The sequence below is a fragment of the Symmachiella macrocystis genome, assembly GCF_007860075.1.
GTDB classification, from domain to species: Bacteria; Planctomycetota; Planctomycetia; order Planctomycetales; family Planctomycetaceae; genus Symmachiella; species Symmachiella macrocystis.
This window is the reverse complement of record NZ_SJPP01000001.1, coordinates 3,005,708-3,020,793: the sequence shown is the minus strand read 5'-3', so window position 1 is coordinate 3,020,793 and position 15,086 is coordinate 3,005,708. Positions and strand designations below refer to the sequence as shown.

The following is a 15,086-nucleotide window of genomic DNA, read 5'->3' as shown; positions in this document are numbered from 1 at the left end:
GGATAACATGCCCACTGCCGCCATCAAACAACATGCCCGGGACGTGGGTTTCGACCTCGTCGGCATTGCGCCGGCGGTCCGCCCGGCGGGGTTTGGTGATTTCCAGGCGTGGTTGCAAAAATGTTACGATGGCGAAATGCGGTATCTCCGCGGCCGTGAAGAGGCATACGCGCATCCCGAATTTGTGCTGCCACACGTGCAAAGCGTGATCATGCTGGGGCTGAATTATCGCACGGAGGAACCAGTCGCGCCGCCACCCACCGCAGGGCGAACTTCGCGCTATGCCTGGGGCGACGTCGATTATCACGATACGATTCGCGGCAAATTACGGCAGCTTGCGGGGCATGTGCACGAACAACTCCCCGGTTGTCGCACACGGGGTGTCGTCGACACTGCACCGCTGCTGGAACGCGATTTCGCTCAACTGGCGGGACTGGGTTGGTCGGCGAAAAATACGATGCTGATCAATAAGCAGATCGGTAGTTGGACGTTTCTAGCGGCGCTGCTCATCGATCGCGAACTCGACTACGACGCCCCGCACGAAACATCGCATTGCGGCAGTTGCACGCGGTGTCTCGATGCTTGTCCAACCGATGCGTTTCCCGAACCGTTCGTGCTGGATGCGAACCGTTGTATTTCGTATTTGACCATCGAATTGCGGGGTCCAATTCCGACCGAATTGCGAAAGCCGATGGGGGATTGGTTGTTTGGTTGTGACATTTGTCAGGAGGTTTGCCCGTGGAATCGCAAAGCCCCGGTGTCCGACGAACCGACGTTTCAACCCCGCGATGACATGCGTCCGGTCGATGCACTGGAATTGCTCACGCTGAGCGAAGCGGAGTTCCGTGAGCGTTTTCGACACACACCGCTCTTCCGTCCGGGTCGTGCGGGATTGTTGCGCAATGCGGCGATCGTGTTGGGCAATGCGGGGGATGAGCGAGTTGTGCCGGCGCTGATAGCGGTGCTGAACGATGACGAACCGCTGATTCGCGGGGTGGCCGCTTGGGCGCTGGGGAGGATTGGTGGGGCGGTCGCGCGAGTGGCCCTGATAGAGCGAAGTAGGATCGAAAATGATAGCAAGGTGATCCTTGAGATCGACGCGGCATTAACGAACTATTCAGCGTGAATCTCAGGTACAGAATAGAAGTTGACATCCCCCTCACTATTTCCGGTTGCGAGCGTTTTTCCATCAGGCGAAAAAGCAACTGCAGTGACACCCCAATATTCGTCGTCGTCTTTCACAGTGGCGTCATCCCTGATTGTTTTAATTAACTCGCCCGCTTCGATATCCCAAATCAAAGTCATACCTTGATCTTGGCCGTCTGGTGTTTCGGTACAAGCCGCTAGTAAGCGAGCATCGGGAGACAGAGCGATTCCACAGATCACGACATCACCGGCATTGAACGTACGGTATAGGGACCCGTCATTGATGTCCCAAATCGAAATGACATCTCCACAGCAAAACTGGGTCGTCGCTATTCTCGTCTTGGCGTGTGCCATCTGGATGGAAGTGGTCGTACGAAGCAAACAGCGGCTTTGCTCCGATTGACTGGCAATATCGTAGATGGCGAGGTAACGACTATTGTCCGCTTCTGTCACTTGAATTGCCAACAGGCGTCCGTCATCAACAAAACCGATGGGCCACATATCAAGGCCGTCTGCGGACAACTCCGCGCGCTTCTCGCTCGTCTCCACTTCCATCACGACCACCTGATCATTGCCGGTCCTGACAGCGACATGACGGCCGTCGGGCGAAACCAAACGGGGGTTCTTGACTGGGAAACGTTCCGGTTTCAGTTCGTGGATGTTCCAGCGGACGACTTCGCTGCCCCCCATCACATGGACGCACTCGCCGTCTGGAGTAAAATAAAGGGGCGCATATCCGACCATGGCGTCAATCGTGAGCGAAGCTTGGTCGACCCAAAACTCAAGGCCGGAGCCAAAGTCCTTGGGTTCCCAGATACGAACCGTTCCCGGCGGATTTTCGATTAACCATTGAACCCGCCAGCTGCTCGGATTTTGCGGGTAGTGCGTACTCGCCAATTTCTTACCCTCTGGCGAGAAGGCCAGCGAATCAACCGCAAATGCTCCGGCTGAGACCGATCCGCTAAACGCCCAGCCATCGTCGTCCTGAATGGCTCCATCCATGTCGATTTGCGAGGCACATCCGGCAAACGTTGCGAGGCACAATGCCATTGCCAGCCCGAAGTATGAATTCCGTTTCATCGACAACGGCTCCAGAAAACGATTGCGATTCGCTGAAAACGTTATCCGATCCCTGAAACGGCAGCAATAGCGACTTGCTGGATGGCGGCGTGACCGATCACGACTCGGACATAGCCGACACCGGCAACTCAAAATAAAACACGCGGTTTTGATCCAGCGGGCCGCCGATTTCTTCCTTGGGGATCAATAACCGGTCGCCCAGGATCGTGCGGCTTTTGATTGTGCCGTCGGGGGCGGTGACTAAAAATTCCGCTGGATGCACGAAGACGATGTATTTGCCGTTTTGCCGCGAACGGCTTTGGACGATCGGGTCGTTACTTCGCGGACCGAACATGCCGCCGGAAGGGCAGATCAGAAATTCCGCGCCGTTCTCATTGAAGCGGCCCACGATGGATTGTTCCGTCCGGTCGGCGCAGATCATTAGGCCGGTTTTTCCGAAGGGGGAATCAAACACCAACGACTGATCGCCGGGAGTGTTGCGGACCAATTCGTGTTGTAGTTTCTGCTTGCGGTATTTTCCTACCAGTTCACCTTCGGGACTGATGAACACAGCGGTGTTGTACCGTTTATTGCCGTCGGCTTCCATCATGCCTGCCACGAGATGAATGTCCAATTCGTCCGCCAGCGCCGCTAACTTTTTAAAGTATTCGCCATCGGGGATCGGCTCGCCCAGTGCGCGGTATTGTAGGAGCGGAATCGATTTGTCGGCGATTGCGTAACCATCCAAAAACGATTCGGTGGTGACGACGATCTTCGCGCCGCCGGCGGCCGCTTCGCGAATTAATGCCTGGGCCCGTTGGTAATTGGTTTCCTTCTCGGTACGAATCCATTTGAGTACGATCCCCGCGACGCGAACGGTCGGTTGATCGCTTGTGGAAGCCGCATCTTTTTCAGCGATGCGTTTTTTGATCAGGGGTGCTAGGAACTTGGCTATTTCATCGCCGATGACATGATAACCGGCCAGGTTGGGATGCCGGTCGCCGAACCAGCCGGGGACGTCTTTGAGGTGCGTGTCGTAGCGATTGCCCATGGCAATCACTTGCTGGCCGTAGATCGCTGGGCGAATCAGCAGATGAAATTTCTCCGGAACATTTTTGAGTGGAACGCGGCGATAGGTAAGAGCCTGCGGACCGGCCGATTTCAGCTCTGCGGCAAACCGCTTGTGGACATCCAACAACGGAACGTTTTCGCTTTCGGCCACCGCGCGGACAATGGTATTGATGTCCTCGTCGCGTTGATCGCGAAAATAGGGAAACGTGGGCATTAGAATCAACTCGGCTCCGGGATGATCCTGACGTAACCGTGCCATTAAATCGCGTAGATCGTTGGGAAAATTCTTGGCAAAGTCCTTGCGTTTACCACGATCGTTGAGTCCGTAACGAATCAGCACATAATCGATTCCTGGTAACGGTTTGATATCGCGGTCATACCGTCCCGAGGTGATTAAGCCATGCACGAACTCTCCGTCACGGCCTTGGTTGATCACATTCGTGGCGGGGATGTCGTTGTCCGCTTTGAGTAAATCGCGAATCACATGTTCCAGGTGATGCGCATCAGGGTCGGTCTTGCGGCAGATGCTGCCGATACATGTGCTGTCTCCCATAAGCAGGATTTGCAATTTCCCGTCATGATCGGCGCGCGCGGCGCTCATGACGACGGCAATATTCAACAAGCAAATGCTGGACAACAGGAGAGGGCGGAAGCGCGGCATGAAAAAACTCCGGGAAAATCCAAGTGCCGGGGAACTTATCGGGCGGCCAACTGCCATCATAACCGGGTCGAAACCTGTTCGTCCACGCCGCGAATTGGGCGCCGGCTTTGACGAATTCGATTCATCGTAGACGTGCGCGCGTTGATCGCGGACAATCATGAAACGCGTCACACTGTCAGCGACGGCGCAGCCAACGGATGGGGAAGTGCAAAGAATGAATTGGGACGCTGGTGCGTAAGGGGACTATGAATTCACCGAACGATGATCAACTGCGGGCGGAAGGGGATGTGAATTTCTCCGCGGTGCGGCGGCAATGGCAGGCCGCGCATCTTGATGAGCGAACGCGCAGTATCTTAGATGACGATGCGCGGGCGTTTTTGCATCAATCACTCTCCACGCCTTGCCTAAATGCCCTCGAGGGCTGCGAGGGCATCTATCTGATTGATAGTGCCGGACGACGGATAATGGACTTTCACGGTAATAGCGCCCACCAAGTCGGCTATGGACATCCACGCGTCGTGCAAGCAGTGAAGGATCAACTCGATAATCTGCCATTTTGTCCCCGGCGGTACACGAATGCACCTGCGATTGAGTTAGCCAAAAAATTGGCCCAAATCGCGCCGGGCGATTTGAGCAAAGTGCTCTTTGCCCCCGCCGGGACCGCTGCGATCGGCATTGCTTTGAAACTAGCACGGTATGCGACTGGGCGACACAAGACGATTTCGATGTGGGGCTCGTTTCACGGAGCCTCGTTGGATGCGATCTCGGTTGGCGGCGAAGCCCTATTCCGTGAGGGGCTGGGGCCGCTTTTGCCCGGCAGTCTGCACGTCCCTTGGCCGCACAAAGAAGAGGATGCTGGCGAGATCGAACAATTGATGATCCAGGAAGGCGATATCGGTGCGGTGGTCGCCGAACCGATGCGTTGTACTACCGTCGATGCCCCACCGGCCGCTTATTGGCGGCGGGTCCGTGAACTCTGTGATGCGCACGGTGCATTATTGATTTTTGATGAGATCCCACTCGGCCTGGGACGCACCGGGCGGTTCTTTTGTTGCGAACATTTTGACGTCACCCCCGATGTGCTGGTGATGGGCAAGGGGTTGGGCGGCGGTGTGATGCCCCTGGCGGCGGCGATCACCCGTGCCGATTTAGACGTCGCTCCCCATCGTGCATTGGGGCACTACACACACGAAAAAAGCCCGTTGGCCGCCGCAGCGGCGCTGGCTACGATCGACGTCATCGAACAAGAGAACCTCGTCGCCCGCGCCCACGCATTGGGACAACACGCAGCCCGTCGTTTGCGCAACCTGCAACAGCAACTCCCCTTGATCAGCGACGTGCGGGCGCTAGGGTTGGCGATCGCTGTTGAATTGTCGCGCGATGGTCAAAGGGCGAATGCCGAAGCGGAGCGGGCGCTATATGAGTGTTTGTCGCGGGGCCTGAGCTTCAAAGTCTCCGACGGCAACGTGCTCACCTTGATGCCTCCGTTGGTGATCAGCGAAGCGGAGTTGGATGCGGCGCTGGATATTGTTGAGGGCGTGTTGCGCGCCTTGTGAGGCGTGTGATGGATTAGGGGCCCAAGAAGGCTGCTGGTTGTGCGAAAACCCTCACCCCCGGCCCCTCTCCTAGAGGGAGGGTGGGGACAGGTTTGGGGGTTTGATTGTGTACCATTTTGGCGGCTGCAACAACACCGGGTAGTCCTCATGGGTGTCGGTGGCGGGATAGAGCGTGTGATTGGCGGTGGACAGTTCCGGAACGATGGGGTGTGTGTCCCAGTGCGAGGCGATCACGATATCCGAGTCGAGTCCGAGCTGGCGGAGATTACGGCCGCCGTAGCTGTTTCGCAATGTGCTTAAAAATGTCTCCCTATCTTTCCCGGCTGATTCCCATAGCGACATGGCTAGCGCGGTTTGGTCGTCCTTGATGTCTGGGCAGCCATGCTGTGTCCACAAGGCATTGGCGATGGCTCCGGCGCAGAGGGCGTCTTCGACGGTGACTTCGCCGTTCGTGCCGGCGCAGATTAAACGCACCGGGCGTCCGTCGCGAATCAACACGTCGAGTAACGCATTGAGGTTTGCGAAACATCCAATCACAATCCGCTCGGCAGCGGCAACCGCGTCGATTGCTGCTGTACCGTTGGTGGTGGTGAAGATGATCGTCTTGCCGGCAATTCGCTCAGCAGTGTACTTTGCGGGGGAGTTGTCTAAATCGAAACCTGCGATCATTACTCCCTGCCGCTCACCCCCTAGCAGGATTTCCTTGTCGGCGAGTTGTGTGGCCAATTGCCGAGACGCGTCGACAGTCGCGCAAGGAACAACCGCTTCAGCGCCGACGGCAAGTGCGGTGGTTATTGTCGTCGACGCGCGCAACAAGTCGATCACGACAGCGACAGAACCCAAGAGCAAATCCTGGTCGAGCAGGTGTGGCAAGAGGTGGACGGAGAACGGGAGCGCTGTATTGGCGGTGGGAGCGGTGGGGGTTTGCATCGGGTTAACTGCCTCCCAACACCGTGCGGAGCCGCCGCAAGGCTCGTACGTATCGCATTCCGGCGGCCGGTTGGCTGAGGTCGAGTGCCTGCGCGACTTCGCTGTTGGAAAGTTGTTCGATATGCCGCATCAACATGATCTCGCGATCGTCTTCGTCTAACTCATCCAGGGCGGCTAAGAAACGTTCCTGCAATTCCCGTCGAATTGTGGCGGCGGCCGGGGTGAGTTCTTGGTCGCGTAATTGGGCAGCCAAGTCCAGGCTCGACTGATCGCCAGTCCCCGGGCGGTGCATGGGTTGCTCGCGGTCGACGCTGCGCCGCTCGGCAACGCGGTGTTTGCGATGCGCATCGATCATGTGGTCCTTGGCCAGATGTCGCAACCAAAGATGAAAGGGCATCTTCGGGTCATCCAGATAGCGGGCAAGCCGGCGACTCGCCTCCAACAGCACATCCTGCACCACGTCGCTGGCATCGACACGCTGCGCTAACTTACGATCTAGACGGAGGCGAACCATCTGCCGCAGCGCCTCGCGATGCCGATCCAGCAATTGTCCCACAGCGGCGGAATCACCCTGTTGGGCGCCACGCAGCAGTTCTTGCGTTTGGTCGGAATCGGGCCACATCGTTAGGCTTGAGGCTTAAGGGGATAGGCTTGAGGGTTTGCGGGTTGCACGTTGTGTCTTGCGCCGTTATTTCTGGGCACCCGTCATTCGTCGCCGTTTATTAGGCTTGGTCGGCGGCGACCATTGACTCGGATTTTGCTGAGGGGAGCGGATTGACGGGGGCGTCGTAGGCGCCGAAATCGTTGAAACAGAATCGCTTGACTAAGCGATAGATCAGGTTTTTCTCCGGAATCTCGACAGCGGGATTGTACTGTGAAGTGCGGTTTTCCATCGCCTGCAATTCTGCCAGCGCCGTTTGCCGCACGGTGGCATCTTTGGCGCCGTGTAGGACGACCAATTCCTCCAACAAGTCCGGCCGCTCCAGCACGATGCAACCCCGCGTCGACGAGGCGGCGAGTTGGCGGAAATCCTGCAGGAAATCCGACTCACGGAAAACGTCTCGAATGTGCCGTTCGTCGTGGATCGACTCTTTGGAAAACTGCACGATCGGACAGGGTTCGATATCGCCCCAGGGATTGATGTGGTGACTGATCCCAGTGGCCGCCGGGCAGAGCGCGCGGCCTTCTCCGTCGTAATAGGCATCGATGACGCCGATCGGTTTTGTCGCTCGGGTCTCGACTACGAATTTGCGAATGCGGGTCTGTTGTTCGGGTGTGAGCGCCATCTCTGGTTCGGGATCGGGACCCATCGGGCGATAGACGTGATACCAGGTGTACATCACACCCATTTCGATAAGTCGGTCGACCCACGCGTCGGTCACCAAATCATCGATGTTGGTTTGGCAGACGGAGGTGCATACACCGGTGAGCAGTTTGTTGTTCACACAGTTTTCAATGCCCTGCATCGTCTTGCTGAGCACGTCTTTACGGCCGCGGCGTTCGTCGCTGACGATTTCCGTTCCTTCAACACTGATTAGCGGCGTGACGTTGCCCAGTTTGCGAAGCCGCTTTGCTTTTTCATCGGTGATGAATTGGCCGTTCGTAAATACCTGGAAATAGCAATCAGGATGTTGCTCGAGGATATCAAACAATTCCGGATGCATGAAAGGTTCGCCGCCGACGATGCCGAAAAAGCTGTTGCCGACCTCTTTGGCTTCGGTGATCAGCCGGTTCATGGCTGTCAGATCGATGGTCTGCTGTTTGGCAGCGACGTCGACCCAGCAGCCTTGGCAGCGGAGGTTGCAACTGTTGATGATTGAGACGTACAAAAATGGTGGAAAATATTCGCCGCGTTTGAGCCGCTGCTTGAATTTGTAAACGCTGCGCAGCCCTTTAAAACCCATGTTGTACATGAGCTTCCACAACAGCCGCTTGTCGGTTTCGAACAAGGCGCGTTTGGCCATTCGCAGGTACATCAACAACGTCCTCTCAGATGGAAATGTAGGTCCGGATATCCCAGACGATTGTGTCGGCGACCGGAATGAAAACCGGACTATGCTCAGAGAGCACTCGTTAGCCAACAGCGGCCGGTAAAATCGGCCCTACGTGACATCTATCGTAACGGCCAGAGGATTGTTTAGCCACAGATTCATAGGGAATTCACATGGTTACGCAGTCGCCCTGCCGGGAAATCCCCAACCGGCAACTCGTGGTCGCAATTGGCGAGGCATCGAATCGGACTGTGGGCAAGGCAAACCGCAACAAAAATGCCCCGCCGCGGACGAATCCGAGGCGGGGCGGTTGAAAATTGACATCCGTTTACAGCTATTTCCTTACGGATGGTAAACGTTTTGGTACGTATCCCCTTCGGCACTGTTGTAGCCGTAGAGGTATTGTTGCAGCAGCCAGTAACCGGAGGTTCCCAGCGGCTTGTAGTGGCGGACGAAGACGTCAGATCCGCTGCCACCATAAATCGAGTCGTACACGCCGCCGACGGGGTCGTAACCACCATCGAGGTAGTCGTCGCCGGCTTGACCGGACAGTGTGTCCCGGCCGGTTCCGCCGTAGAGGTCATCGTCGTCGTTTCCGCCGTACATGGCGTCATTTCCGGCGTCGCCATAGAGGCGGTCGTCGCCATCCGAGCCCCACATGCGGTCGTCGCCATTTCCGCCGCGGACGTAGTCGTTGCCGTCGTTGCCGACGAGCTGATCGTTCCCGTTATCACCATAAATCGAATCGTTGCCGTCTTGGCCCCACAGTGAGTCGACACCATCGCCGCCCCGCATGTAGTCGTCGCCGGCTTGGCCAAGCATGTAGTCATTGCCGTCTTGGCCGTACATGTAGTCGCGGTCGTTCCCGCCGTACAACCGGTCGTTGTCGTTACCACCAAACATCCAATCACGGCCGTCGTCGCCGTAAATGCGGTCGGCACCATCATGACCGTACAGCGAGTCGTTGCCCGATCCACCTCGGATATAGTCGTTGCCGTCACGGCCATAGACACGGTCGTTTCCGGCATCACCGTACAGATAGTCATTCCCAGCGCCACCGTCGACAGTGTCGTTGTTATTTCCACCGTACATAAAGTCGCTACCGGCTTCGCCACGCATATTGTCGTTTCCGTTTCCGCCATACATGCGGTCGTTGCCGTTCCCACCATACATATTGTCATTGTCGTTGTCGCCGTAGATGCGATCGTCGCCGTCGCTACCGTAAAGATTGTCGTTCCCGTTTCCGCCGCGAACGGTGTCATTACCGGCTTGGCCGTCGATGAAGTCGTTCCCGCTATTACCCACCAACGAATCGTTGCCGGTTCCACCGTACAGATTGTCGGCTTGTGATCCGCCGACCAGCGTGTCATTTCCGGCTCCACCGTCGGCCGTCATGCTGATGTCGGTGTTGTTGATAACGTTATCGTTACCATCTTTGGCATCGACGACAATCGAGTCGACGTCGTCGAAGTCGTAGTCACGGTCTTCGATGATATCGCCGTCGGCATCACGAATGACGACGAGGACTTCATCGATTTCGCCATCGTCATAGGTATAAGAGATTTCAATCGTGTCGTCTTCGTTCGTACCTTCGATTTCGAGTACGCCATCATCGAGATCGATGTCCGCCGCCATGAGCCGGCGGTCTTCCAGTGCTTCGAATTTCATTTTGCGTTTGTTTGGGAAAGTCATTTCGTGTTCGCCTTTTCGTTGGAACGGTGTGTTTGAAAAAATGGTCCAATACTCTGTGAAGCGAAACCGGTGGCGAACTGTTACACAGATATTGCAAGAAAAAGAGCGGGACGCAGCATTTCGTGCAGGGAGGTGCTGTGGGCAGCGAAATCGTGTCGAGAGGCTTCTGTCTCAATTCGATTCGCCATTCGACCCGCGTGTTTTGAGAGCAAATAATCTTATGGCAAAATTGGCGAATCCCCGTTGACGTGAATGAAAGAACTACTTATCGTTCGCCGCTCTTCACTTGGGGGACCCCAGGCTCCGGTGACTGGCCGCGTTTTTTTTGAAAACACGACCACGGTCACATCTGCCTCCCCCGCCGAACACTTCCTCTCAAGATCCACTTCAAGATTTCAGAATCGTGCATTCTTTCCGGTGTCGTTCGCGTGACCGTTGTGTCAGGACGAACGGATTGGAAAACCATGCTATTGAGATAATCCATAGCCGCCTCACCGTTTCCCGAATGAACTGCAGGTGGCTCGACCCTACTTCACAGCCTCTTCTCGTTTACCGTCACATTCCCTGAATTGGGCAGGCACGCATCCCGCGGGGATTGTGTGAAGTCCATGATTGGTAACCTGAGAATGGAAACGGGCTGTGCCACTTCGTTCCGCAAAGGACTGCGTTATGAGACAATTGCTTTTGACCGTTGTCGGAATTTTTTCGTTGACCATGGCGGCCGGGTGCTGCTGTTGGAGCAAACCTTGCAACTCCTGTAGCCCGTGCAGCACCGGCAACTGCGGTCCAGGTGGCTGTGGCGTGCAACAATACGGACAACCGTACAACAGCGGCTCCTACTTTGGTCCGGCGTCGCCTCAAACGGCCTATGCACCACTGCAACCCATTCCGATGACTGCCGTCGGTCCGGTGGAATCGTTGCCGACCTATCGCTAAGCCGATAACGAGATCGAAGCGTTGAGCAGTGGCCTGACCTTCGAATTCTTGGTTTTGCAGGAATCCCGTCTTTGTTCGTCGAATCATTTGCCGCGGGGCGATGTACTCGACGACAGGGGCGGTACGTCCTATAATTCAATCGTGGTTTTTGTCTACGGTTGGTATGGGGACGTGTTGGTTCATGGAAATTGTTAAGTATCCGCATCCTGCGTTGCGGTGGAAATCATCGCCCGTTCAGGCCATCAATGCCGAACTGCGGACGACTGTCCGCCAGATGTTCGAGTTGATGTATGAAGCCAACGGCATCGGATTGGCCGCCAATCAAGTGGCGCTGCCGATACGACTGTTCGTGCTCAATCTCCTGGCCGACCCGGCGGAGACGGAAGAAGAATTCGTCTTCATCAATCCGGAGATCGTCCGCCGTAAGGGAAATCAGGAGGCCGAAGAAGGCTGCCTGAGCATGCCCAGCCTTTATGGCGATGTCCGCCGCGCTGGAGAAATTGTGGTCCAAGCCTACGGTCTGGACGGGCAAGGTTTTGAATTGACCGTTGACGATCTGGCCAGCCGCGCGATTCAGCACGAAACCGACCATCTGGACGGGGTTCTATTCACCGACCGCATGACCGAGGCGGCCCGCCGCGAGGTCGATCCGATGTTGTCCGATTTTGAAACGCTGTTCCGTCGCCGACAGGAACAGGGAAAATTCCCGTCCGACGCCGAGATCCAGCAGCAACTCCAGGAATGGACTCCGTAAGTGGAGGGGGTGCACGGATGACGAGGTTACGATTGGCCATGATGGGGACGGGCGCGTTTGCTGTTCCCACTTTCGCCGGCTTATACGACACGCCGCACGACGTCGTGGCGCTCTACACTCAACCCGCGCGCACCGGTCGCGGGCATCACAAACATGTGCGCAATCCGATGGTCGAACTGGCCGAAGCGCACGGCACACCGGTCCTGCGGCCGGCAAAAGTCAACACGCCCGAGTCGTTGGAAGAGATGGCCGATTTGCAGCTTGATCTGCTGGTTGTGGCTGCATACGGACAAATCCTTTCCGCCAAGCTATTGGGCACCCCGCGACTCGGTGCGGTCAATGTGCATGCCTCACTACTGCCGAAATACCGCGGCGCTGCTCCGGTGAACTATGCGATCCTCAGCGGCGAAACGGAAACGGGTGTAACGATTTTCCAAATCGAACCCAGCCTCGACTCTGGACCGATCTTGGGAATGGAGTCGCTGACGATCGGCACGGAAGAAACGGCCGGGGAATTAGAACCGCGACTCGCGCAACTCAGCGTGCCGTTGGCACAGCGCGTCATCAGCGAATTGGCAGCGGGCACCACGAATCCGATTGTCCAGGACGACGCCGCAGCGACGTTAGCCCCGAAGATGAAAAAGGAACAGGGAGCAATTGACTGGACGCGTTCAGCCGACGAAGTCGATTGGCACATCCGCGCCTTGCAGCCTTGGCCTAAGCCGTTCACATTTTGGCATCGCACCAACGGAAAACCGCTGCGACTGGTCGTGCCGCACGTTCACAAAATCGACGCCCGCTCAGCCGAATTGCCCGGCACGGTCCTGGAAAATGACGAAGGCGGCTTGTGGATTCAAACCGGCACGGATGTGGTCGAGATCGTGGAAATCCAACCCGAGGGAAAACGCGCGATGCCCGCCGGCGATTTCCTCCGCGGTCACAGCGTCCCTGCCGGTGATTGCTTCGGGCCGCTTGAGTAACGACGAGTGGCGGAGTATCAGCTCGCCGGTTTCGCGCCCAAGCAAGGACATCAGCCCGCCATGCCACTCACATGCTCTGTTTTCATCGCGACTAGTAGCGACGGTTTTATTGCCCGCGCCGACGACAATATCGACTGGCTAGAGAACCCCGCCTATACGATGTCGGCCACTGAAGACTTCGGGTATGCCGAGTTCACCGGCAGCATCGACACGCTGGTCATGGGCCGCCGCAGTTTTGAAAAAGTCCTCACGTTTGCGAACTGGCCGTACGACAAATTACCGGTGGTCGTGCTCTCCAGCAGGACAATTCACATCCCTGCAGAATTGCAAACCAAAGTACGCAACATCCATCAAGAGCCGCAGGAATTGGTCGCACAATTGGAAACCGAGGGCCGTCGGCATCTATACATCGACGGCGGTGAGACGATTCGCCGATTTTTACGTGCCGGTTTGATAGCAGATATGACGATCACGCGGCTCCCGGTCTTGCTCGGCGAGGGAATCCCGCTGTTCGGCGCAATTGATCACGACATACGGCTCTCACACGAATGGACCCGTACGTTTGGCAATGGGTTTGTGCAGACGAAGTACCGCATTGTGCGGGAGGCGCGAGGGGACAGGCGTGAGGAGGACGGTTTAGGCCGCAGACCGTAGGCCTTAGGGTTGGTAGATGACTGCTGTCCGGCGCGGCATGCGTACGTTCTGGCCACTCGCCACCGGCCACTCCCTGCCTGCCCGCCGACTACACCAAAAACACCCACGTCAGCAACAGTGATAGCGGAAAGAGCACGGCGCAGCTGTAGGCCATGTAGCCGAAGAAGCTGGGCATGCGGACGTTGTTTTTTTCGGCGATTGACTTGACCATGAAGTTCGGCCCGTTGCCGATGTAGGTCATGGCTCCCATGAAGACCGCTCCGAGGCTAATGGCGATGAGCGATGGCTCGGCCACGCCTGCAACCGTGGCGGCGTCGGTGGGGATTGTTTTCGCTGTTTCGAAGAAGACGACATAGGTCGGGGCATTGTCTAAGAAACTGGAGAGCAACCCGGTCCCCCAATAGAACTGCCACGATTTGTCGATCCCCAAGGAGGGGCCATAGGTATGCAGAATTTGAATCGGTGCCTGCATACAGATGAAGATGCCAATAAACAGCGCCGCCACCTCGATGATAGCCTCATAGTTGAACGAGTTTTGTTTCCGAATCGCCGCCGATGTTGAGAGCAACGACATACCGGTCAGTGCCAGCATGACGATTTCGCGAAAGTAAACCGGCGCGTGATAGTGCGTGCCGGGGACGGCTTTCGACGGATCGAGCAGTGCGACGCAGAAGATGACGCCAAACAACCAGAGGAAATTGATTCCCCCACGAATGGCAAATGGTTGCGGGCGCTGGGGTTGGGTTTCCACGGCGGAACGATCTTCATGACGATACCGCCACGTATCCCAGAGGTAATATACGACCAGCAGACTGCCGTTCATCGCCAGCCATTGCGGCCACAGCTTGAGTGTCCAAAAGAAATCCACGCCGCGCAAAAATCCTAAAAATAGCGGGGGATCACCAATCGGCAACAGGCAGCCGCCGGTGTTGCATGCGGCGAATATGAAAAAGACGACGGTATGCACAACGTATTTGCGGTTGGCGTTGGCTTTGAGCAGCGGGCGGATCATTAACATGGCAGCGCCGGTGGTCCCGATCAGGCTGGCCATCAAAGCGCCGACGGCAATAAAGCCGGTATTCAATTTTGGCCGTCCGACCAGATGTCCCTCGATGGCAATGCCGCCGCTGATGACATACAGGCTGAATAGCAAGACGATGAACGGGATGTATTCCACAAGCATCGCGTTTCTCAACACCGTGAGCGCCGCACTCCAACCGGGGGCGGACATCTCATGCGAGGTGTGATCCAACACGCCATGACCATAGATAAAAGCAAAATACAACAGTGTCAGCGCCCCGCAGCCCACTGCGACCAACAGGCGATTGTGATTGTGTTCCCACCACTCTTCGGAGAAATGAAACAACGGCAACAGTGCGATGCACAGTAATAATCCGGCGAATGGAATGATGCTATAGGCAGCCGGCGTTGGGGCTTCATGCGCGGCGTGCTCTGCATGTGCGGCGGTCGCGCCGTGTCCCGCTTCCACGGCATGGTGCGCCGTGGCGATGGAAGCGACCGTTTGAAACTGCCACAGACCATAACAAATGGCGATGCCTACGATGGCACTGACAACCCAACGTCGGGTGAGATCGTGTTGTCCACCCGGGACGGCGGTGATTTCCATGTTTCTAACTTTCCAAAAATTGCGCGGCG

13 protein-coding genes are annotated in these 15,086 nt (G+C 56.6%); 6 read left to right on the top strand and 7 right to left on the bottom strand.

From position 1 onward, the window contains the following. The first annotated feature begins 7 nt into the window (after positions 1–7). Positions 8–1,126 carry a tRNA epoxyqueuosine(34) reductase QueG gene (gene queG, locus CA54_RS11585; RefSeq protein ID WP_146370924.1) on the top strand — a complete coding sequence of 373 codons (1,119 nt, stop codon included), beginning with the start codon at positions 8–10 and terminating at the stop codon, positions 1,124–1,126. Here queG and CA54_RS11580 read toward each other — a convergent pair. Together CA54_RS11580 and CA54_RS29295 are read right to left on the bottom strand one after the other, a co-directional pair. Then, positions 1,114–2,226 (bottom strand): WD40 repeat domain-containing protein, encoded by a 1,113-nt coding sequence (locus CA54_RS11580; protein WP_146370923.1) that lies wholly within the window; start codon positions 2,224–2,226, stop codon positions 1,114–1,116. The genes queG and CA54_RS11580 overlap by 13 nt on opposite strands. Positions 2,227–2,323: 97 nt before the next feature. Further along, a complete protein-coding gene (locus CA54_RS29295; protein WP_197532399.1) occupies positions 2,324–3,937 on the bottom strand; it encodes a nitrilase-related carbon-nitrogen hydrolase in 1,614 nt (537 codons plus the stop codon). Between the two features lie 245 nt (positions 3,938–4,182). On the opposite strand from CA54_RS29295, the gene pbfA reads away from it, so the two are divergent. Then, positions 4,183–5,493: a (R)-1-hydroxy-2-aminoethylphosphonate ammonia-lyase gene (gene pbfA / locus CA54_RS11570; RefSeq protein WP_146370922.1), complete on the top strand. Its 1,311-nt coding sequence runs from the start codon at positions 4,183–4,185 to the stop codon at positions 5,491–5,493. A gap of 69 nt (positions 5,494–5,562) precedes the next feature. Here the strand turns inward: pbfA and CA54_RS11565 are convergent, their stop codons facing one another. The 4 genes from CA54_RS11565 to CA54_RS30100 form a co-directional block, all read right to left on the bottom strand. Beyond that, positions 5,563–6,423, bottom strand: a complete 861-nt coding sequence (locus tag CA54_RS11565) for a 2-phosphosulfolactate phosphatase (protein WP_146370921.1) — start codon at positions 6,421–6,423, stop codon at positions 5,563–5,565. Between the two features lie 4 nt (positions 6,424–6,427). After that, positions 6,428–7,045, bottom strand: a complete 618-nt coding sequence (locus CA54_RS11560; protein ID WP_146370920.1) for a sigma-70 family RNA polymerase sigma factor — start codon at positions 7,043–7,045, stop codon at positions 6,428–6,430. A 100-nt stretch (positions 7,046–7,145) separates the two neighbouring features. Next, positions 7,146–8,399, bottom strand: a complete 1,254-nt coding sequence (locus CA54_RS11555) for a radical SAM protein (RefSeq protein ID WP_146370919.1) — start codon at positions 8,397–8,399, stop codon at positions 7,146–7,148. A gap of 357 nt (positions 8,400–8,756) precedes the next feature. Further along, the gene (locus CA54_RS30100) at positions 8,757–10,106 is read right to left on the bottom strand and encodes a calcium-binding protein (RefSeq protein WP_146370918.1); all 1,350 of its coding nucleotides are present in this window, start codon (positions 10,104–10,106) and stop codon (positions 8,757–8,759) included. A 669-nt stretch (positions 10,107–10,775) separates the two neighbouring features. On the opposite strand from CA54_RS30100, the gene CA54_RS11545 reads away from it, so the two are divergent. From CA54_RS11545 to CA54_RS11530, 4 genes are all read left to right on the top strand, one after another. Next, positions 10,776–11,042: a hypothetical protein gene (locus CA54_RS11545; RefSeq protein ID WP_146370917.1), complete on the top strand. Its 267-nt coding sequence runs from the start codon at positions 10,776–10,778 to the stop codon at positions 11,040–11,042. A 181-nt stretch (positions 11,043–11,223) separates the two neighbouring features. Then, positions 11,224–11,796 carry a peptide deformylase gene (gene def / locus CA54_RS11540; RefSeq protein WP_146370916.1) on the top strand — a complete coding sequence of 191 codons (573 nt, stop codon included), beginning with the start codon at positions 11,224–11,226 and terminating at the stop codon, positions 11,794–11,796. Positions 11,797–11,813: 17 nt separating this feature from the next. Next, positions 11,814–12,776: a methionyl-tRNA formyltransferase gene (gene fmt / locus CA54_RS11535; RefSeq protein ID WP_146370915.1), complete on the top strand. Its 963-nt coding sequence runs from the start codon at positions 11,814–11,816 to the stop codon at positions 12,774–12,776. 60 nt (positions 12,777–12,836) lie between these two features. Then, positions 12,837–13,430, top strand: coding sequence for a dihydrofolate reductase family protein (locus tag CA54_RS11530; protein ID WP_146370914.1), 594 nt, complete (start codon positions 12,837–12,839; stop codon positions 13,428–13,430). Positions 13,431–13,518: 88 nt separating this feature from the next. Here CA54_RS11530 and CA54_RS11525 read toward each other — a convergent pair whose 3' ends face one another. Then, complete coding sequence (locus tag CA54_RS11525) at positions 13,519–15,057, bottom strand: sodium:proton antiporter (RefSeq protein WP_197532398.1); 1,539 nt, start codon at positions 15,055–15,057, stop codon at positions 13,519–13,521. Positions 15,058–15,086: the final 29 nt, after the last annotated feature.

Coding starts and splice junctions, on each gene's coding strand:
- queG (WP_146370924.1), top strand. CDS start 8: ATGCCCACTGCCGCCATCAAACAACATGCCCGGGACGTGGGTTTCGAC.
- CA54_RS11555 (WP_146370919.1), bottom strand. CDS start 8,399: ATGTACCTGCGAATGGCCAAACGCGCCTTGTTCGAAACCGACAAGCGG.
- CA54_RS11565 (WP_146370921.1), bottom strand. CDS start 6,423: ATGCAAACCCCCACCGCTCCCACCGCCAATACAGCGCTCCCGTTCTCC.
- CA54_RS29295 (WP_197532399.1), bottom strand. CDS start 3,937: ATGCCGCGCTTCCGCCCTCTCCTGTTGTCCAGCATTTGCTTGTTGAAT.
- CA54_RS11545 (WP_146370917.1), top strand. CDS start 10,776: ATGAGACAATTGCTTTTGACCGTTGTCGGAATTTTTTCGTTGACCATG.
- CA54_RS11580 (WP_146370923.1), bottom strand. CDS start 2,226: ATGAAACGGAATTCATACTTCGGGCTGGCAATGGCATTGTGCCTCGCA.
- CA54_RS11525 (WP_197532398.1), bottom strand. CDS start 15,057: ATGGAAATCACCGCCGTCCCGGGTGGACAACACGATCTCACCCGACGT.
- fmt (WP_146370915.1), top strand. CDS start 11,814: ATGACGAGGTTACGATTGGCCATGATGGGGACGGGCGCGTTTGCTGTT.
- CA54_RS30100 (WP_146370918.1), bottom strand. CDS start 10,106: ATGACTTTCCCAAACAAACGCAAAATGAAATTCGAAGCACTGGAAGAC.
- pbfA (WP_146370922.1), top strand. CDS start 4,183: ATGAATTCACCGAACGATGATCAACTGCGGGCGGAAGGGGATGTGAAT.
- def (WP_146370916.1), top strand. CDS start 11,224: ATGGAAATTGTTAAGTATCCGCATCCTGCGTTGCGGTGGAAATCATCG.
- CA54_RS11530 (WP_146370914.1), top strand. CDS start 12,837: ATGCCACTCACATGCTCTGTTTTCATCGCGACTAGTAGCGACGGTTTT.
- CA54_RS11560 (WP_146370920.1), bottom strand. CDS start 7,045: ATGTGGCCCGATTCCGACCAAACGCAAGAACTGCTGCGTGGCGCCCAA.